We start from the raw sequence: 17,972 nt of genomic DNA on the forward strand, positions 1-17,972 counted from the left end.
GGAAAGATGAAAAAAGATGGCTCTAACCCTATCAGGAACTCCTTTTTTCCTCTAGGGGAAGTTGGAGATAGAGGGCTCTTTATAAGGAGGGACTTATGGCTCTGGAACGTACATTATCCATCATCAAACCGGATGCAACACGCCGTAATCTGACAGGCAAGGTGAATACTGTTTTTGAGGAAGCTGGCCTGCGTATTGTAGCCCAAAAGCGTATTCAGCTGACAGAGAAGCAAGCCGGGGCTTTTTATGAGGTCCATAAGGAGCGCCCCTTCTTTGGGGAGCTTGTGTCTTTTATGTGCTCCGCGCCGGTTGTTGTGCAGGTGCTAGAGGGCGAGAACGCCGTGGCGCATCATCGTGAGGTGATGGGCGCGACCAACCCCGCCGAGGCGGCTGAAGGGACTGTGCGTAAGCTTTATGCTCAAAGCATTGGTGAGAACTCCGTTCATGGCTCTGATAGCCTTGAGAATGCTAAGCGTGAGATTAGCTTCTTCTTTGCGGAGACGGAAATCCTGCCCTGATGAAGCAGTGGCGTTAGCATGATGTTTGGACATGCTGTGAAGGGGAGCCATTATGGCTCCCCTTTTTTATGCTTGGCTTTTAGGTGTGGCGTTGTGTGATGAAGTGCTTGAGCGTTTCGGGATAGAGGCGGTGTTCTTGCTCCAAAACGCGGGCGGCGAGGGCATCAGCATCATCATGGGGTAGGACAGGGACGCGCGCTTGGGCAAGGATGGGGCCTTCATCCACCCCATCGGTGACGAGGTGAATGGTACAACCATGCTCTTTAGCACCCGCTTTTAGGGCGGCTTCATGCGTATGGAGGCCGGGGAACGCAGGAAGCAAGCTGGGATGAATATTAATCATCCGCCCCTGCCATTGCTGGACAAGCCAAGGGGTGAGAACGCGCATATAGCCTGCAAGGCAGATTAACTCCGCACCAGAGGCTCGCACGGCTTCATCTATGGCACGTTCATGCGCTTCACGGCCCTTCCCATAGTCTTTATGGGGGATGCAGAGCGTTTTAATCCCTGCCTTGCGAGCGGTGTCTAACCCAGCGGCATCGGCCTTATTGCTCAGAACAAGGACAATTTTAGCTGGGAAGTCCGGGCGGGCGCAGGCCTCCATTAACGCGAGCATATTACTACCGCGCCCGCTAATGAGGATAGCGATGGGGGTTTTCGTCACCATAAATCGCTTCAATCCAGATTTAATGGCGCAGTGAGGCGGAAAGGTGTGGTGCTGCGGACAACACGGCCAATCAGCATGGCGTCTTCATCCAGCTTTTCCAATTCCGTCATGAGTTTTTCGGGTTCGCTGGTGATGAGAACCATACCAATCCCGCAATTAAAGACCTTGAGCATTTCATCTTCAGATACAGGGCCTTGCTCGGCAAGCCATGAGAATACACCGGGGAGTGGCCAGCTTTGCCCATCTACTTCCACACCGAGTCCTTCTGGCAGGACACGCGGTAGATTGCCCGGCAGGCCACCGCCTGTGATATGCGCGCAGCCATTGAGGAGCTTCTTCTCATGTAAGGCAAGCACGGTTTTGACATAAAGCCGTGTGGGGGTCAGGAAGGCTTCTGCCAAAGTTTGCTTTGGTGAGAAGGGGGCGGGGTCCTTCCAGCTTAGACCAGAGGACTCCACGATATGACGAACGAGGGAGAACCCGTTGGAATGTACCCCAGAGGAGGGCAGAGCGATGAGACTATCGCCCTCGCGAATGGTGGCAGGCAACATGGCATCGCGCTCTGCTGCCCCAACGCTGAAGCCGGCGAGGTCATAATGGCCTTTGCCGTAAAGGCCCGGCATCTCCGCTGTTTCCCCCCCAACGAGGGCGCAGCCACTTTCCTTACAGGCTGCGGCAATCCCTTTAATAATCCGCTCTGCCACGGAGACGGAGAGATGACCTGTTGCCATATAATCAAGGAAGAAAAGCGGCTGTGCCCCTTGGACGATGAGGTCATTAACGCACATAGCGACTAAGTCGATGCCGATTTCATCATGCAAGCCGCTCTCGATAGCGAGGAGGAGCTTTGTGCCCACGCCATCTGTACAGCTGACGAGGACAGGGTCCTTTAACCCAGCGGCTTTGGGGTCAAACAGGGCACCAAACCCACCAAGCCCGCCCATAACACCGGGGCGATTGGTTGCTTTGGCCGCGGGCTTGATGGCGTCAACCAGAGCATCTCCGGCTTCAATATCAACACCGGCGGCTGCATAACTTGCATTGGGGGGAGAAGGGGTTTTGGTCATGGAGAGAGGGTATTCCTGCTGGTTGATGCTGGCCTCTTTATAGAGCATCCTGCACAAAGACGGAATGTAGGGCGTGTGGAATCATTGAGGCGATAGGCGAGAAGGGTAGATATGGGCGACAAGAGAGAGCAGGACACGCCCTTTAGCGTACAAGCGCAGCTAGCATTGGATTTGCAGCAAAAACGCCATTTTTCGGCAGAGCGTTTTATCGCAGGGGGGTCTAATGCTTCAGCACGGGCTTGGTTAGCACGGCCCCAATGGCCAGAAGGGCGGTTGTGGTTATGGGGGCCTGCGGGGACGGGCAAGACGCATTTGCTTCATATATGGGCCGCAGAACAGGAGGCGATTCTCTGTGAGGCATCCGCACTATCATGTGCTCCAGATGGTGCATTGCGCGTGGGGCAGCAGATTTTGGAGGCCAGTGCTGCGCCTTTGGCGATTGACCATATCGAGAGGGTGGGCAGTGAGGTTGCGTTGTTGCATCTCCTTAACCGTGCTCATGCGGCAGGGCAGCGTGTGTTGATGGCCTCTCGTCATCCTCCTGCACGGGGTGATTTTGCATTACCGGACCTTGCAAGCCGGTTGCGCGCAACTGTAACCGCTGGGCTGGAGGAGCCAGAGGATAATGTGCGGGCAACATTATTGCTTTCCCTTCTGGCGGAGCGTCAGCTTGTTGTCCCGCAATCTGTGACCGAGTGGTTATGGCGGCGTTTGCCACGCACAGGGGAAGCATTGGTGCAAGCTGTGCAAAGATTGGATGAAGCAGCGATGGCACAAGGGAGTGCGATTAGCCGTAGTCTCGCAATGAATGTTCTAAAAGATTTATTAAAGGACGAGCATTTATAAGAATAACCCCTGCTAGATTAAAGGGGATTGTCATAGAAGCTTCATAGTAATGCGTCCTATTTTGTTGCGATAGTGTATTTACCGCTCAGGCGAATAAATAAAATAGCATGGAAGGATTGCCATGATGAAAGAATGGTTGTTGTAATGATGTTCACATTCGGGTGTCCCCATTGGGATGCTGGCAGAAGCTTGGAGGAGAACTGACGTGACTGACAGAACCGATTCTGCACATCATGGGGAGCATGGGGAAGCTAAGAGCCAACGTAGCTATCACCATCTTGATTTCATCAATAGGGAATTATCATGGTTGGCCTTCAACCAGCGCGTTCTGGAAGAAGCAGAAGACTCAACCAACCCTCTGTTGGAGCGGGTGCGCTTCCTCTCCATTAGTGCGGGGAATATGGACGAGTTTTATGCCGTCCGTGTTGCTGGGTTGGTCGATCAAGTTCGCGCTGGTGAGGGGAAGAAGAGCGTTGATGGCTTAACCCCCACTCAACAGCTAGAGACTGTACGGCATCAAGCATGGCGTATGCAGCAGGAGCAGCAGCGCATTTGGCACAGTGTCCGTGCTGAATTGGCAAAAACTGGGATTGTTATCGAGTCGGTCGATAAGCTTCACCATAGTGATAAAGGGTGGCTGGATAAGTATTTTGAGGAGCAAGTCTTCCCTGTTCTTACTCCGGTGGACTTGAACCCTACCCATCCCATGCCTTTCATCCCCAGTGGGGGGCAAGCCTTGGTGTTGCGTTTGCGGGATGTTGATACGCATAAGCATAAGGCTGATGGCCTTGTTGTTATGCCACCGCAGATTCCACGTTTTATTCGCCTGCCAGATAAAAATGGGCAGATTCGCTTCATTGCGCTGGAATATCTTATTGCGCATTACACAAAACGTCTTTTCCCCGGGCTGCACGGCGTACCAACAGGCATGATGCGTATTGTGCGGAACTTGGATGTTGACTTGGAGGAAAAAGCAGAGGACTTGCTCAATACGTTTGAGAAAGCCGTGCAAGACCGCCGCCATGGTGTATGTATTCATTTAGAGGTAGAGGGAACAATCCCGAAGCACTTGGTCCGTAAGTTGGGCCTAGAGCGTGATGAGGTTGTTTTGCTGCCGAAGATGGCCGGTATGGGTGATGTAAAGCAACTTATCGTCTCCGATAGGCCAGAGCTGCTTTTCTCCCCCTTCCATGCGGCTATGCCTCAACGTGTATTGGACCATGATGGCGATTGCTTTGCCGCCATTAAAGAGAAAGACTTGGTAGTTCAGCATCCTTATGAGAGCTACGATGTCGTGGTCCATTTCCTCCAACAGGCCGCGCAGGACCCGAATGTTCTTTCCATCAAACAATCCATTTATCGGACATCGCATGATAGCCCGATTGTCCATGCGTTAATTGCCGCTGTGGAGGCCGGTAAATCCGTCACCGCTGTGGTGGAGTTGCGGGCACGTTTTGATGAGGAGGCCAATATCAACCTTGCTCGTGCGCTGGAGGCGCGGGGTGTACAGGTTGTTTACGGGCTGGCAGCTTATAAGACCCATGCAAAGATGATTCTTGTCGTCCGGCGCGAGGGTGAGCGTCTGCAATCTTACGCTCATTTTGGGACGGGGAACTATCATCCTAGCACGGCGAAGATCTATACAGACATCTCCTTCTTCACCTGTGACCCTGTGTTAGTGGAGGACGCAGCACGCCTCTTTAACTACGCAACAGGCTGTGCGAAGCCGCATTTGCAAGCTCTGTGCTGCTCCCCGCTGACAATCCGTTCTACTTTGGTGGAATTAGTGCAGGCGGAGATAGCTCACGCCCGTGCTGGTCGGCCAGCGCAGATTTGGTTGAAGATGAACAGCCTTGTCGACCCTCAGTTGATTGAGCTGCTCTATGATGCCTCACAGGCGGGTGTGTCTGTTAAAGCTGTGGTGCGGGGGATTTGCTGCCTGCGTCCGGGCGTGAAGGGTCTCTCTGAGAATATTGAGATACATTCCATCGTTGGGCGTTATTTAGAACATGCGCGTGTCTTTGCCTTTGGTAATGGGGAAGGGCTTCCTTCGCCATATGCTAAGCTGTATATCTCCTCGGCAGATTGGATGAAGCGTAATATGGACCGGCGGATTGAGGCGATGGTTCCCATTACTGACCCTGCCGCTCATGCGCATATTCTAAACCAGATTATGGTTGTGAATATGCGGGATACGCTGCGGAGTTGGAAGTTGCTGCCAAATGGGAAGTGGGAGCGCATGGCACCGGGAAATGAGCCACTTTCTGCTCATGACTATTTCATGGCGCATCCATCTCCTGCATATGGGGAGGAGATTGCCCCCGTAGGGTCCGAGTCTCGTACCGGGGTAGCCGTACAGGAGTCGTAAGGATGGTAGAAAGCACAGCGCAAGGGGGGGCTGCTCGTCAGTCCCGCCGGGCGGCGATTGTGGACCTTGGGTCTAACTCGGTGCGGATGGTGGTGTATGAAGGGGTTGCGCGCAATCCCGTCCCCATCTTCAACGAGAAGGCAACGCTCAGGCTCGGTGCTGGGTTAGAGGCAACGGGCCTGTTGAGCGAGGAAGGCATCGAGCGCGCGCTGGAAGTGCTGTCGCGCTATCAGGCGATTGGTCAGGCAATGGGGGTTAAGCCCTTTGATGTTCTGGCAACGGCTGCGGTGCGGGATGCTCGTAACGGAGCGGAGTTTGTAAGAGCAGCTCAATTACGGATGCCTGAGGCACGTTTTCGTGTTCTAAACGGGGAGGAGGAAGCCGACTACTCCGCTACGGGCGTGTTATGTGCCCTTCCTGATGCTGATGGCGTGGTGGCAGATATTGGCGGTGGCTCGCTAGAGCTGATTCGTGTGCGGGATAGTGCGTATTTTGATGCTGGGACAACGCCTCTGGGTGTGATTCGCCTGCGGGAACGCTCAGATGATGATGTGGAAGCAGCTAGTAAAATCGCGCGGAAGACCCTTGCTGATGTAGCATGGTTAGAGGATGCAAAAGGGAAGCCACTTTATCTGGTAGGTGGGGCGTTTCGTGCTTTGGCCCGCTTACATATGGCGCGGACAGATTATCCGTTGAATATGGTTCACCTATTCCGTCTTAACCGGCAAGAGGCGGTGGAGATGGCGGAGTGGGTCGTAGGGGCGAGCCGCAAGCAGATGGAAAAGGTGGGGAATGTCCCCCGCAAGCGGATGATTGATGCCCCCTTTGCGGCACAGGTTCTCCTAGCATTGCTTGATAGGACTGAGGCTCCAGAGGTCATCTTTAGTGCAGAGGGGCTGCGTGAGGGTTGGTATATGCGTGAGGTTGCCGCGCGCGTAGCCGATGAGGAGCCGATGCAAGCTCTGGTTCAGGAGATGGAAGGGCGGTTGGGGCGTAATCCCTCTTTTGCTGAACCTTTATATATGTGGCTGACCTCTGTCTTTTTGGAGCGATTGGGCTGGAAGAAGGATTCATTCCTTGCTTTGCAATTCCGCCTAGCCTGTATGGTCTCCGATGTTGGCTCTTATGATCATCCGCAATATCGGGCTGAGCAGACATATCGGCGTATTTTATATTGTCATGGTGTTGGCTTCTCGCATGAATCGCGGGCCTTTCTCGCGCTTGTTTTGGCAGGGCGATACGATATCGATCGTGATAGCTCGGTTTTGGAGCCTTCGCGCCGGTTGCTGAGTAAGGATTATTATGAGGCGGCAATCCAGCTAGGGCAGGCCTTCCGCCTCGTTTATGTGCTTTCTGCCGGGACGGAGACTTTACTAGAGGGGACGCATCTTACCATTAAAGATGAGGACCAGTTGGTTCTTAGCTTACATGGAGGGCGTTTGCGCTCTGGTGGGAATGCTGTTTCACGCCAACTCAATCGTTTAGCTGAGTCTCTGGGGTTAGAGGCTGATTTACAATAGCTTGCTTTTATGAGGATGGTCATATCCCGCAAAGCCGTGGTCTGCCTTATTGGCGGGGCCGCGGCTTTGGTGCTTTTAGCGGTGTTATATCTTTTTTATTGGTCTTATCAGAGCAACGCTTTGTGGCGTATCGTGCGTCATTGTGGGGTGGATTCTGATCACAACCCTTGTGCCGTATATAAGGCGAAGGATGGCTATGCCATTCTTAAAGCGCGTGAGGGGAGAGGGCAGTATTTGCTTATCCCGACTCAACCTTTGCGCGGTATTGAATCAGCATATCTTTTGCGGAGTGATAGCCCGCCTTATTTAGCGCAAGCGTGGGGGTATCGTCAGCTTGTTGCACAAGCCTATGGCTGGCCAATAGCGGATACTCGCCTCTCTTTGGCCATCAATTCCCGCAGGGCGCGTAGCCAAGAACAGCTTCATATTCATATAGATTGCGTGCGTAAGGATGTATGGCAACAAGTAACGCATTTACCGCAGGAACAATCGGCGGGGGAGCTGCGTTTATTAGGGCATATGTATCATTGGTGGCGCATTCCTGCACGTTCCTTACCTTTATGGCGCATTGAGTCCATCTTTCCTCAAGGGGCGGATGAGACGGAGCGTGGTCGGTACGGCTTGGCTGTAATCGCCGTGCAAGAGGGCTTTATTCTGCTGCGTAGCCGTGCTGCTGGGATGGTGTGGGGATATGCGGAGGAGCTACAGGATCATCACTGTACGCCATAATTGCACGATGCCCGCTAATGGGATTGGCGCAGTGGGGCGAGCAAACGGTTGAGGTAATCAAGCTCGCTTTGCGGGCGTGTGCGGTCTGAGGCCCGGCGTTGGAGTTCGCGCTCAATATCATGGGCGCGGTTTGTATCATGGTCGGGGATATGGGCATCAGAATCCGAGCTATCATCCATCTTCCGGCCTAGCGGGTCTTGGTTTTTAGGTTGTTTCTCGTCTTCTGGTTCGTCATTATCCTGGCCACCATTAGGGTCATCCTCTGGGGAGACACCAGCACTGCCATTGGGGTCTTCTGTTGAGGAGGCAGAAGGTGGTGGGATGAAGCCAAGATGGCCTTTACTCGTCTGCTGTGCTGCGGCTTGATTTTTCTTCATATCATGGCGCGCTTGGGAGAGGTCCTCCAAAACAGTTTGGATGGTGCGCACACTGACCTCATCCTCTCGGTTAGCCAGATTATGCAGAACAGGCCCCATATCCGCTTCGGCTTTTACGAGATTAGGCATTTTCTTTTTTGTTAAGGCTTCACCGCGTTTATTTAAGATATGGGTAAGGTGGCGGAGGGCATATTGCGTGGCATGGTCTTGTTGGCGACCTTCTGCATGGCTGAGAAGGGCCGTAGGGTCTAGCGGAGTGGTGGCGGGGCCAGTGCCCTCATGCGAGGCCATGCCTAATTGGCTGAGCAACTCCGCCGTGGACATTTGGGAAACATCCTTATGCGATTCCATAACCGAGGAGGTGGGTTGCTCCGCAGCGAGGCGTTTTTGAGCATGATTGAGTAGCTCTGTCTCTTGGCGGATAAGCTCGCGCAGGGCCATGCGCTGGTTGCGTGCTTCAGCTTGTGCCTGCATGGAGGCAGCTAGTGCTTGCATATCTGGCAAGGTTGCTTGGCGCATTTGCTCGGCAGGTTCCAGCATGGCTTTAAGATGCTCTAGGGCTTGTGGAATATGGCCTGCTAGGGCTTCAGCCTGCACATGCTCGGCAAGGCGTACCCAGGGCATCCCTTTGCCATCCGGCATAGGCATGACCAACCCATTACGATTCGCTTTTTGGAAGATGAAGGCGAGGTGTTGCCCCAAGGCCTCTTTGAGACGATTCAATTCATCATGCAGAGCGTCTTGTTCATGAGGCGGTGGAGGGCTTGGTTGTTGGGCTAACGCCAGTAAATGCAACCGCACGGCATTTTGTAGAGCACGAACATGGAGCATAGACGCGGCAATGACCTCGCCGGTTTGTTCGCGGTCTTCTTCATAAAGAGCGTTGAACCATAGTTGCTCGTTAATATGTTCGCTTGGAAGGCCCGCTATGATGCGTTGACGGAGCCAAATAAGAGGCAAAGCGACATCAGAGGGTAAAGAGAGCGAGGTAAGAAGGCCCAGTGCATGGGCTGTTTGGGTAGGGTCATCCTGCCCACTCGCAAGGCGGAGCCGTAGAGCGAGCAAAGCACGGCTGACGGGATTATGAAACGGGCGATGGCCAAGCCGGAATGTTTGTGGTGGGGAGCAAGCTTGTTTGTTGGAGCTACTTGTTGCGCAGAGGCGGCCTACGACCTTTAGCCCTGCAAAGGGGTTGTCTGAGAGGTCCAGCGATGTGGTCTCATGTGCTTTGCGTGTATGTGGTTTTAAGGGAAGGGGGCTGCGTATTTCGTGCGCTTTATTCGGCGTATGAGAGGGGGGAATGATGGGGTAGAACCGTACCTCCAATGCTGTAACGCCATGAGGCTGGGCAACAGACCATGGAATATGAGTATGCCAGTCATCACTTGTTTTGGGGCCAGCTTTGCCATCCCAACGGATATCAGGGGGGGTATCATGACTAATTTGCACAGACCAATGGCCCATGACCCGGCCACGATAGGATAAAGTGAGGGTGTGGCTTTTAATGAGGGCCGTTTCTATTTGCCATTCCCCTGTAGGGAGATGATTATAGTGAATATGTTTCTGCCCCCGCAAAGAAGGCCTAGTTGTAGCCCCCCCTACGAGGATATGCACTACCGCGCCTTCTGGTAAGGTGAGAGGGGGCATATGAGGGGTTAGGAAGAGAGGAGCCCCCGGTGCGTAATGTGGCAGGTTGACCCATCCTTGAAGCGTAGGGAGCGGGACGGAATCGTCATCATGACCGGGGAGGAAACCCGCTTTTAGGCGTAAGCCAAGGTGCGGCCCCGCTACGCTTGCGAGGCTAATAAGGCCGATGAGAAGACAGAGCGCGGTTAACCGCTCTGCCCAATGATGGAAGAAACGAGGGGGGCGTAGGCGCAGCGTTCTCAGTGAGTCCAAAAGCTGCTGGTGATGGAGGGCCCAAAGCTGTCCAGCTTGATGTTTTTGCTCTTGAGAGGCTGTTTTTATTAAAGCGGGACGGTCTGTAAGAGCCTCAAGCGGACGGAAGTTTAACCCTCCATCGCGGGCTATGCATTGATCAATATCCTCTAGTGAGGGGGGTGGGCTATGATATAGCGCGTAGCTTGCCCAGCCGATAACACTTCCAAAAAGAGCAAGCTCCAGCACAAAATGAAGATAATCCGGCAGAGATTGCGGAAGGTGGAGGCAGGCAGCACACCCCCATAGCCCGATAAGCAGCACAAGCCAGCGCAGATAGTGCCACACACGCTCCACCTGCAACCGGCGGGCGGCTTTCCGCTTGAGGCGCGCAAATTGGGGGGGGAGGAGTTGGGCCTTCACGAGCGTTAGGGGCGGGCTAACCAGCTAGGGACAACGTCTTGTGCGAGAAGCTCATCAAGCGTTTGGCGTTTACGGATGACGGCCTCTTGGCCATTACTAATCATGATTTGTGCTGCAAAAGGACGAGAATTATAGGTCGAGCTCATCACTGTGCCATAAGCCCCTGCATCTAAAAGGGCAATAAGGTCGCCTTTTTTAAGAGGTGGTAAGGTACGTTGACGGGCGAAAATATCGCTGCTTTCACAAATCGGGCCAACAACATCAACGCGTTCTTCAAGCGTGTCTGTAGGTGGGGCGTGTAAGGGTAAGATACCATGCCATGAATCATACATAGCGGGGCGAACAAGGTCATTCATCCCGGCATCAATGATAACAAAACGGCGCGCTGCCTCTTTAACATTAATAACGCGCGCAAGCAGCACCCCCGCCGGGGCTGCGAGCCAACGGCCCGGTTCGATATGAAGGTGAACGTCCAATCCCCCCAATGTCTCGGCAATGACCTTAGCCCAGAGCGCAGGCGGGGGGGCGTCCTCACCACGATAGGCGATGCCAAGCCCGCCGCCGCAATCAATATCGGTGACAGATAAGCCATCTGCGCGGAGGGTCTTAACGAGCTCCGCAATGCGTTCATACCCTTTGCGGAAGGGGGCTTCCGCCAGCATTTGGCTACCGAGATGGACCGCTAGACCGACAAGCTCCACCCCCTTCATCTCCTGCTGTGTGCGGCGATATAAGGCAGGGATGAGGTTATAAGCGATGCCAAACTTATCTTCAGCGCGTCCGGTTGTGATTTTACTATGGGTTTGGGCATCAATATCGGGATTAACGCGGAAGGCAACGCGCACACGTTGTTGAAGGGGCTCGGCAAGGTGGTTGATGCGGGTTAGTTCTTCAATACTTTCGATATTGATTTGGCCTATGTTTTGCTGGATGGCATAGGTCAATTCGTTATCAGTTTTACCGATTCCCGAAAAGACGATATGGCGCGCTTCCATCCCCGCTGTAAGGGCGCGCTTTAGCTCCCCCCCGCTGACAACATCCGCGCCAAAGCCACATTGTGCGAGGACGTTTAAGCAGGCTTGATGATCCTGCGCTTTTACGGCGAAATGATAGCCCATAGATAGGCCGCGCTCTTTAAAAGCGGCCTGCATGTTATGTGCACGTTGGCGCAATGTGTCGGCACTGATAACCCAGCTTGGCGTACCATAACGCTCAGCAAGGGGGGCTAGGGCTGTTCCATCCATCATTAAACCCTGCTTGTTGTCATAATGCAGGCTGGGATGAGTCGCGAGGAGGCGATGGAAGGTCGGGTCTGAAGCTGCGGAAGTCATGCCTGCATGATTACAGACCAGTAGCGTAAATGGGAAGATGTCTCTTTAGAGAAAGCATTCACTTTGGCTCAGCCAGCAGCAAGAATGATGGGCTTCTGAAATCCTTTATTTAATAAAGAATGTTATAATCCCGGCTTATAGAGGGAGATTTTTCTTATAAAAAGGAGATTATTAAAACATTATGACGAAAAGAAAGATACTTGTCACATTTGCAGGGCGTGAAGACCGGATGGGTCTTTTAAGAAAGCATATTTCGTCCTTATTAGATGCCGGGTTTTTGGATGAATGGCATGTATGGGATTTTACAAGAACAGAAAAAGACCGTGCTTATATTTCATCACATTATGGTCCTGCATGTTTTTTAAGGCCAGAGGCGGGGTATCATTCTGTTGGGATGATAGAGCGTGGTGCAGGGCGTGATGTGGCATTCATGGCGGCATCAGATGTGCATGTCGCCATTAAACCAGCCGGTCATGATCAATTTTTGGAATATGTGATTGGGGGGTGGCAGAATCGTGGCTCGATGATTCGGCAGTTAGAGGGGGCTGCTTTTTCAACGTATGAGCGGCAGGCAGGGCAATGTTTGCATCAAGCCAGTACGCCGTCTGTTTTATGTGGGCATCTTAAAGATAAGCTGCGAATTCACTTGAGTGATGAAGGGGTGTTGCAGCTTGGCGTCTCTGCTTACCAATTCCCAGAGGTCCCCTTGCGGGGCGATATTGGTGAGGTAGAGGTTTTCATCCGTGGTGGGTTTGGGAGTTCGGTAGAGCTGCCAGAGGTTACAGGGCCGATTCGGCGTTTTATTGGGGATAGGGGATGCCAGAAGCCTTATTGGCAGGCTTATCAATATTATGTGGAGCGTTATGAGGCGTATAAAGAGGCCATCTTCTTAAAATGTGATGATGATATTATTTACCTGCAAGAAGATCGCATTGCTGACTTTATACGCTGTATTGAAGAACGAACCGATAAGTTTCTCATCTCGGCTAATGTCGTGAATAATGGTGTCTGTGCTTATCTTCAGCAACAAGCTGGGCATTTGCCGCAGGCTCTTGGGGCTTTTGAACATCCTGAAGGGGGTTTTGGAGGGAGCTTATGGCAAGATGGGCAAAAAGCTTATGACGTACATCGTTATTTTGTAACGCAAGGCAAGCCTGCCTTCCCGTTAGGGGAAGCGTTGATGGATGTGGAGGCGCGTCTTTCCATCAATTTCATCGGTTGGCGGGGGGAGATGTTGCGTTATATGCAAATAACGCCGCAAGATGATGATGAGCATATGCTAAGCGTTGTTCTGCCACGGTTTCTTGGTAAAAAGGTGGCGATTTTCTCGGATTTTATGGTCAGTCACCTCAGCTTCTTCCCGCAAGAAGACGCTGTGAAAGCTGATGAAATCAGCAAGCTGTACGATACTGCATGAGGAGATTGGTGCACCCGGGAGGACTCGAACCTCCAACCCCCAGATTCGTAGTCTGGTGCTCTATCCAATTGAGCTACGGGTGCAGGGCCTAAAAGGCTAGGCTATAACCCACATGGTGCACCCGGGAGGACTCGAACCTCCAACCCCCAGATTCGTAGTCTGGTGCTCTATCCAATTGAGCTACGGGTGCATCGTGTTGAGGAGGCTTTTATCTGGTCTTCTCAAAAGGTGCAACCCTGCTGAAAGGCTTTTTATAGATTTTCAGCAGGGAGGGGGCCGCCTTAGCGGCGCGTCAGGGTGATGTGGGCATGGCAGCGGGGGGTTGTAAAGTTCCCGCCGATGGCTGTGCCTACGGGATAGCCCTCAAAAACCTGCCGGTAGGGAGTGTGATTCATCCCTTCATCCACTTGCTCAGCATGATAGCTTTGCTGGCCCGGCTGGTAGGTGCCGTGCAGGGCAGCAGAAGTCATACCGGGGTTAAAAACAATATCCTTCCCGCGAATACGCAGAGAGGACATATTCTTTGTAGGGCAGACTCCCTCATCTCTTACAAGCTTGCCGACCCATGTACCGTATGGGTCGTGCGCGGGGTCGGGTAGGGAGGAGCAAGCCCCAAGGAGAAGAAGGCCAAAGAGACAGGGGAGAGGAGTAAGACGCATAGGCAAGCTCTGATAAATATGTTTTGAGGGTAAAGCCGCAGGAAAATAAGGATGACCTTGGCGGCCTGTCGTCTTATAGAGATAGCACGAAATGACTATTGTGCCATATCCAGAAGGCGAGGCCGGACCGTGACGCAGAAAAGCGCAGAGACTCTTCAACATCTTGATGAAACCCTTCATGAGGACTGTATCCTGATTTTGGATTTCGGTAGCCAAGTGACCCAGCTCATCGCTCGGCGTGTGCGGGAAAGCGGCGTTTATTGTGAGATATGGCCTTTTACCTCCACATTGGAGAAGATTCGCGCTTTTAACCCGCGTGGGATTATCCTCTCTGGTAGTCCCGCTAGTGTGCATGATGATAATGCACCAACCCTACCAGAAGGTGTGTTGGAGCTTGGCCGCCCTATTTTAGGAATCTGCTACGGCCAGCAAGTATTGTGCCACACACTTGGCGGGCGTGTGGAGACGCATGATCATCGCGAGTTTGGCCGTGCTTATATTGATGTCGCGGAGGAATGTGCGCTCTTTCATGGCCTGTGGGCACAAGGTGGGCGTGAGCAAGTATGGATGAGCCATGGGGACCGCGTTACGGCTCTCCCACCTGGGTTTAAGGCCGTTGCTTATTCCGAAGGTGCGCCATTTGCCATCATCGCTAATGAGGAGCGGCGAATTTATGGCGTGCAATTCCACCCGGAGGTTGTTCATACCCCCCACGGGGCAGAGTTGATTCGCAACTTTACGCATGATGTGGCGGGCTGTTCTGGCACATGGACAATGGCGGGCTTCCGTGACCTAGAGATTGCCCGCATCCGCAAGCAGGTGGGTGATGGCAAGGTGATTTGTGGCCTATCTGGTGGGGTGGATAGCTCTGTTGCGGCGAAGTTGATTCATGATGCGATTGGCGATCAGCTAACCTGCATCTTCGTGGATCCCGGTATTTTACGGGCTGGGGAAGCGGATGAGGTGGTAAAGACCTTTCGGGATCGCTTTAACATTCAGCTCGTTCATCGGGATGCTTCCGACCTGTTCCTTGGTGAGCTGGCAGGGGTTACGGACCCGGAGGTAAAGCGCAAGACCATTGGCCGCTTGTTCATTGAGGTGTTTGAGCAAGAGGCAGCGAAGCTAGGGGGCGCACAATTCCTCGCGCAAGGGACATTGTACCCGGATGTGATTGAGAGTGTCAGCTTTAATGGTGGGCCGTCTGTGACGATTAAGTCCCATCATAATGTGGGTGGCTTGCCAGAGCGGATGAATATGGAGTTGGTTGAGCCGCTGCGTGAACTCTTTAAGGATGAGGTGCGTGCTTTAGGCCGTGAGATTGGCGTGCCAGAGCATATTGTGGGGCGGCATCCCTTCCCCGGGCCGGGGCTGGCTATTCGCATCCCCGGGGATATCACGCGGGAGAAGCTGGACCTTCTACGTAAGGTAGATAGCATCTATCTGGAGGAAATCCGTAAGGCTGGCTTGTATGACGAGATTTGGCAGGCTTTTGCTGTCCTGCTGCCTGTGCGTACAGTCGGTGTGATGGGTGATGACCGCACTTATGACCAAGCGTGCGCCTTGCGTGCCGTCACTAGCACGGATGGCATGACGGCGGAGGTCTATCCCTTTAGCTTCGAGTTCCTCAACCGGGTTGCAGGGCGCATCGTGAACGAAGTCCGCGGTATTAACCGCGTAACTTACGACATCACCTCCAAACCCCCGGGTACGATCGAGTGGGAGTGAGCAAGGCATAGCGCCGTGCAGAGGGGTGTTTTATGTCTTCCAACCCTGCCCCGCTTTTCTGGCAGGGCAGGGTTGCTCCTTATAGGGGCATTTTTTGGGGGAATGAGGGTGAATACGGCTTGCCCAAATGCTCATCCCTTGGCAGGGATAAGGGGATGAGAGTGTTTGTTCCTTTTTCCCACAGGTTATTTAAGCAAGGGGTTGTGCCCTTTGCGGTGATGGCCTTGTCGCTCGGGGGGCCTGCTTATGGGGTGGGTCAGGAGCAAGACGAGTCTCAAAAAAACCATCGCGTTCATCACCATGGCAAACATCATGCAGGGGCGCAGGCTCATGCAAAGGAGGCGAAAGCTGCGAAAGCAAAAGCCGGAGCTGGGAAAGGCTCGCCTCATGCGGCCAAGCATGGGGGAGGGGCTGCGCGTAATCGTGCGTTGGAGCGTAAGGCGGCCGCTGCCGCCGCGGCGGCAAGTGCTGCAAAAGCTGCCCATCCTGCTCCGCCAGCCGTGCCCGATAATGTAGGGACGGAGACGAAATTGCCGCTCCCACGCTTTGCCTCTATGCGAGCAGACCGTGTGTATATGCGGCGCGGCCCGGGTGAGCGGTACCCGATTGATTGGGTGTATCATCGCCGTGGGTACCCGGTGAAAATTGAACGTGAGTTTGGGGTTTGGCGTCTTGTGGAAGACTCAGATGGCCAAAAGGGATGGGTGCATCAGGTCACACTGCATAGCAGCCGTTCCTTTCTTATACCCGGCTCCTCATCCTATGATGGGGATGCGTCTAAAGTTTCGATCACGGGGCATGCTGATTCGCGCATTGTGACCTATCGGTCCGCGGGAGAGGTAGCACGGGGTCAGAATCGTGACGTCCCGCTGATGAGCTCGGAGAAGCCTGATCAGAAGATTGTTGCCCTGCTAGAGCCGGGTACAGTTGGTACGATTAAAGCTTGTCCACAGGGTTTATCATGGTGTCATGTTACAGTCAGGGGCTATGACGGGTGGGTTGAACGCCGCCTGTTATGGGGGCTTTTACCCGATGAAATCATTCAGCCTGACTGACCAAATGAAAAGTCGAGGAATGTTATGACAGCCAACATCCATCATCGCCGCACGCGGATTGTTGCGACCCTCGGGCCGGCATCACAGACTGCTGAGCAGATTCTTAATCTTGCCAAGACTGGTGTGAATGTTTTCCGCCTGAACTTCTCCCACGGTGCTCATGATGAGCACGCCGCCCGCCACAAAGCTGTGCGCGAGGCTGAGGCCAAGCTGGGGCGTCCTCTGGCTGTTCTGGCGGACTTCCAGGGCCCCAAATTGCGCGTTGGCGTGTTTAAAGACGGGCCGGTTGAGCTGAAGGTCGGGCAGAAGTTTAACCTAGACCTTGATAAAGCTCCGGGTGATGCTCATCGCGTTAACTTGCCGCACCCAGAGATTATCTCTGCTATTGATGTCGGTCATCGTCTGTTGCTGGATGATGGTAAGCTGGCTCTGCGTGTCACCAAGAAGAACAAAGACTCTCTGGAGACTGAAGTCCTCGTTGGTGGGAAGCTTTCCGAGCGTAAGGGCGTGAACGTCCCTGACGTTGCTCTGCCAATCCCTGCTCTGACAGAGAAGGACCATAAGGACCTTCAATTCGCCCTTTCCATCGGGGTGGATTTGATTGCCCTCTCCTTCGTGCAGCGTCCGGCTGATATTCAAGAAGCACGTGACATCGTTAAGGGCCGCGCTTGGATCATCACCAAGCTGGAAAAACCACAAGCTGTTGAGTGCCTTGAGGAAATCATCCGTCTCTCTGATGGTCTGATGGTGGCTCGTGGGGACCTTGGTGTGGAGCTGCCTGCTGAGGATGTGCCTGTGATTCAGAAGCGCGCCATCAATGAGGCACGCCGTCAGGGTCGCCCGGTCATCGTGGCAACACAGATGATGGAGAGCATGATCTCCAGCCCAGTGGCAACGCGCGCAGAAGTCTCTGACGTTGCAAATGCCGTTTATGATGGTGCCGATGCTGTTATGCTCTCTGCTGAGAGTGCGGCTGGCTCTTTCGGGCCGGAAGCTGTGGCAACGATGGTGCGTGTCACCTCCCGCGTGGAGCAGGACCCAGAATGGCGTGCCCGTATGGACCGTATGCGCCCGGTTGCTGAGCATACCATCCAAGGGGCACAGGCTAAGTCTGCCTTTGATGTAGCGCGTAATGCGCGTGCGGAGGCTCTGGCTGTGCATACAGAGAATGGCCGTAGTGCTGTGCTGGTCTCTCGTGAGCGTCCGCATGAGCCTGTTGTGGCTCTGACCAACGCGGAGACATCACGTCGTCTCTGTGTGGTGTGGGGTGTGTTCCCGAAGGTTGTCTCCAGCAAGGATGATGTGAAGGCTGTTGGCGAGTTCGCTAAGAGCGGTGAGCATGTTGTTCTGCTCGACAGCTCCAAGAACCTGCGTATTGTTAAGGTCTAATCC

At 53.6% G+C, this 17,972-nt stretch carries 14 protein-coding genes and 2 tRNA genes; 9 read left to right on the forward strand and 7 right to left on the reverse strand.

Going from position 1 to position 17,972, the window contains the following annotated elements; translation table 11 throughout:
• Positions 1 to 95 precede the first annotated feature (95 nt).
• Positions 96 to 518 (forward strand): nucleoside-diphosphate kinase, encoded by a 423-nt coding sequence (ndk, locus tag GM557_RS03765; RefSeq protein ID WP_099026036.1) that lies wholly within the window; start codon positions 96 to 98, stop codon positions 516 to 518.
• Positions 519 to 597: 79 nt separating this feature from the next.
• Here the strand turns inward: ndk and purN are convergent, their stop codons facing one another.
• Positions 598 to 1,185 carry a phosphoribosylglycinamide formyltransferase gene (gene purN, locus GM557_RS03770; RefSeq protein ID WP_155573013.1) on the reverse strand — a complete coding sequence of 196 codons (588 nt, stop codon included), beginning with the start codon at positions 1,183 to 1,185 and terminating at the stop codon, positions 598 to 600.
• A gap of 8 nt (positions 1,186 to 1,193) precedes the next feature.
• A complete protein-coding gene (gene purM, locus GM557_RS03775) occupies positions 1,194 to 2,252 on the reverse strand; it encodes a phosphoribosylformylglycinamidine cyclo-ligase (RefSeq protein ID WP_155573014.1) in 1,059 nt (352 codons plus the stop codon).
• A 111-nt stretch (positions 2,253 to 2,363) separates the two neighbouring features.
• On the opposite strand from purM, the gene GM557_RS03780 reads away from it, so the two are divergent.
• From GM557_RS03780 to GM557_RS03795, 4 genes are all read left to right on the forward strand, one after another.
• A complete protein-coding gene (locus GM557_RS03780; RefSeq protein WP_155573015.1) occupies positions 2,364 to 3,098 on the forward strand; it encodes a DnaA ATPase domain-containing protein in 735 nt (244 codons plus the stop codon).
• A 205-nt stretch (positions 3,099 to 3,303) separates the two neighbouring features.
• The gene (locus GM557_RS03785) at positions 3,304 to 5,466 is read left to right on the forward strand and encodes an RNA degradosome polyphosphate kinase (protein ID WP_370513419.1); all 2,163 of its coding nucleotides are present in this window, start codon (positions 3,304 to 3,306) and stop codon (positions 5,464 to 5,466) included.
• 2 nt (positions 5,467 to 5,468) lie between these two features.
• The gene (locus GM557_RS03790) at positions 5,469 to 6,986 is read left to right on the forward strand and encodes a Ppx/GppA family phosphatase (RefSeq protein ID WP_155573017.1); all 1,518 of its coding nucleotides are present in this window, start codon (positions 5,469 to 5,471) and stop codon (positions 6,984 to 6,986) included.
• 9 nt (positions 6,987 to 6,995) lie between these two features.
• The gene (locus GM557_RS03795; protein ID WP_155573018.1) at positions 6,996 to 7,715 is read left to right on the forward strand and encodes a CDP-diacylglycerol diphosphatase; all 720 of its coding nucleotides are present in this window, start codon (positions 6,996 to 6,998) and stop codon (positions 7,713 to 7,715) included.
• Positions 7,716 to 7,729: 14 nt separating this feature from the next.
• Here the strand turns inward: GM557_RS03795 and GM557_RS03800 are convergent, their stop codons facing one another.
• Entirely contained in the window at positions 7,730 to 10,393 is a 2,664-nt protein-coding gene (locus tag GM557_RS03800) for a DUF4175 family protein (RefSeq protein ID WP_196424588.1), read from the reverse strand.
• A 5-nt stretch (positions 10,394 to 10,398) separates the two neighbouring features.
• Positions 10,399 to 11,724, reverse strand: a complete 1,326-nt coding sequence (lysA, locus tag GM557_RS03805; RefSeq protein WP_155573020.1) for a diaminopimelate decarboxylase — start codon at positions 11,722 to 11,724, stop codon at positions 10,399 to 10,401.
• Between the two features lie 181 nt (positions 11,725 to 11,905).
• Here lysA and GM557_RS03810 point away from each other — a divergent pair, with 181 nt between their 5' ends.
• Positions 11,906 to 13,141, forward strand: a complete 1,236-nt coding sequence (locus GM557_RS03810) for a hypothetical protein (protein ID WP_155573021.1) — start codon at positions 11,906 to 11,908, stop codon at positions 13,139 to 13,141.
• A gap of 6 nt (positions 13,142 to 13,147) precedes the next feature.
• On the opposite strand, the gene GM557_RS03815 is transcribed toward GM557_RS03810, so the two are convergent.
• The 3 genes from GM557_RS03815 to GM557_RS03825 form a co-directional block, all read right to left on the reverse strand.
• Positions 13,148 to 13,224 (reverse strand) — tRNA-Arg (locus GM557_RS03815).
• A 30-nt stretch (positions 13,225 to 13,254) separates the two neighbouring features.
• A tRNA-Arg gene (locus GM557_RS03820) sits at positions 13,255 to 13,331 on the reverse strand.
• Positions 13,332 to 13,422: 91 nt separating this feature from the next.
• Positions 13,423 to 13,962, reverse strand: coding sequence for a hypothetical protein (locus GM557_RS03825; RefSeq protein WP_230880633.1), 540 nt, complete (start codon positions 13,960 to 13,962; stop codon positions 13,423 to 13,425).
• Here GM557_RS03825 and guaA point away from each other — a divergent pair.
• The 3 genes from guaA (at position 13,930) to pyk (ending at position 17,969) form a co-directional block, all read left to right on the forward strand.
• Positions 13,930 to 15,525 carry a glutamine-hydrolyzing GMP synthase gene (gene guaA, locus GM557_RS03830; protein ID WP_370513420.1) on the forward strand — a complete coding sequence of 532 codons (1,596 nt, stop codon included), beginning with the start codon at positions 13,930 to 13,932 and terminating at the stop codon, positions 15,523 to 15,525. The genes GM557_RS03825 and guaA overlap by 33 nt on opposite strands.
• Before the next feature lie 155 nt (positions 15,526 to 15,680).
• Positions 15,681 to 16,580, forward strand: coding sequence for an SH3 domain-containing protein (locus GM557_RS03835; protein WP_196424589.1), 900 nt, complete (start codon positions 15,681 to 15,683; stop codon positions 16,578 to 16,580).
• A gap of 24 nt (positions 16,581 to 16,604) precedes the next feature.
• On the forward strand, positions 16,605 to 17,969 hold the full coding sequence (gene pyk, locus GM557_RS03840) for a pyruvate kinase (protein ID WP_099026025.1): 1,365 nt from the start codon (positions 16,605 to 16,607) through the stop codon (positions 17,967 to 17,969).
• Positions 17,970 to 17,972 lie beyond the last annotated feature (3 nt).

Origin of the sequence: Bombella sp. ESL0385, from assembly GCF_009725755.1 — a bacterium.
GTDB lineage: Bacteria > Pseudomonadota > Alphaproteobacteria > Acetobacterales > Acetobacteraceae > Bombella > Bombella pollinis.

Excerpts from the sequence above, each read along its gene's own strand:
- ndk (WP_099026036.1), top strand. The coding sequence starts at position 96 with ATGGCTCTGGAACGTACATTATCCATCATCAAACCGGATGCAACACGC.
- purN (WP_155573013.1), bottom strand. The coding sequence starts at position 1,185 with ATGGTGACGAAAACCCCCATCGCTATCCTCATTAGCGGGCGCGGTAGT.
- purM (WP_155573014.1), bottom strand. The coding sequence starts at position 2,252 with ATGACCAAAACCCCTTCTCCCCCCAATGCAAGTTATGCAGCCGCCGGT.
- GM557_RS03780 (WP_155573015.1), top strand. The coding sequence starts at position 2,364 with ATGGGCGACAAGAGAGAGCAGGACACGCCCTTTAGCGTACAAGCGCAG.
- GM557_RS03790 (WP_155573017.1), top strand. The coding sequence starts at position 5,469 with ATGGTAGAAAGCACAGCGCAAGGGGGGGCTGCTCGTCAGTCCCGCCGG.
- GM557_RS03795 (WP_155573018.1), top strand. The coding sequence starts at position 6,996 with ATGAGGATGGTCATATCCCGCAAAGCCGTGGTCTGCCTTATTGGCGGG.
- lysA (WP_155573020.1), bottom strand. The coding sequence starts at position 11,724 with ATGACTTCCGCAGCTTCAGACCCGACCTTCCATCGCCTCCTCGCGACT.
- GM557_RS03810 (WP_155573021.1), top strand. The coding sequence starts at position 11,906 with ATGACGAAAAGAAAGATACTTGTCACATTTGCAGGGCGTGAAGACCGG.
- GM557_RS03825 (WP_230880633.1), bottom strand. The coding sequence starts at position 13,962 with ATGTTGAAGAGTCTCTGCGCTTTTCTGCGTCACGGTCCGGCCTCGCCT.
- GM557_RS03835 (WP_196424589.1), top strand. The coding sequence starts at position 15,681 with ATGAGAGTGTTTGTTCCTTTTTCCCACAGGTTATTTAAGCAAGGGGTT.
- pyk (WP_099026025.1), top strand. The coding sequence starts at position 16,605 with ATGACAGCCAACATCCATCATCGCCGCACGCGGATTGTTGCGACCCTC.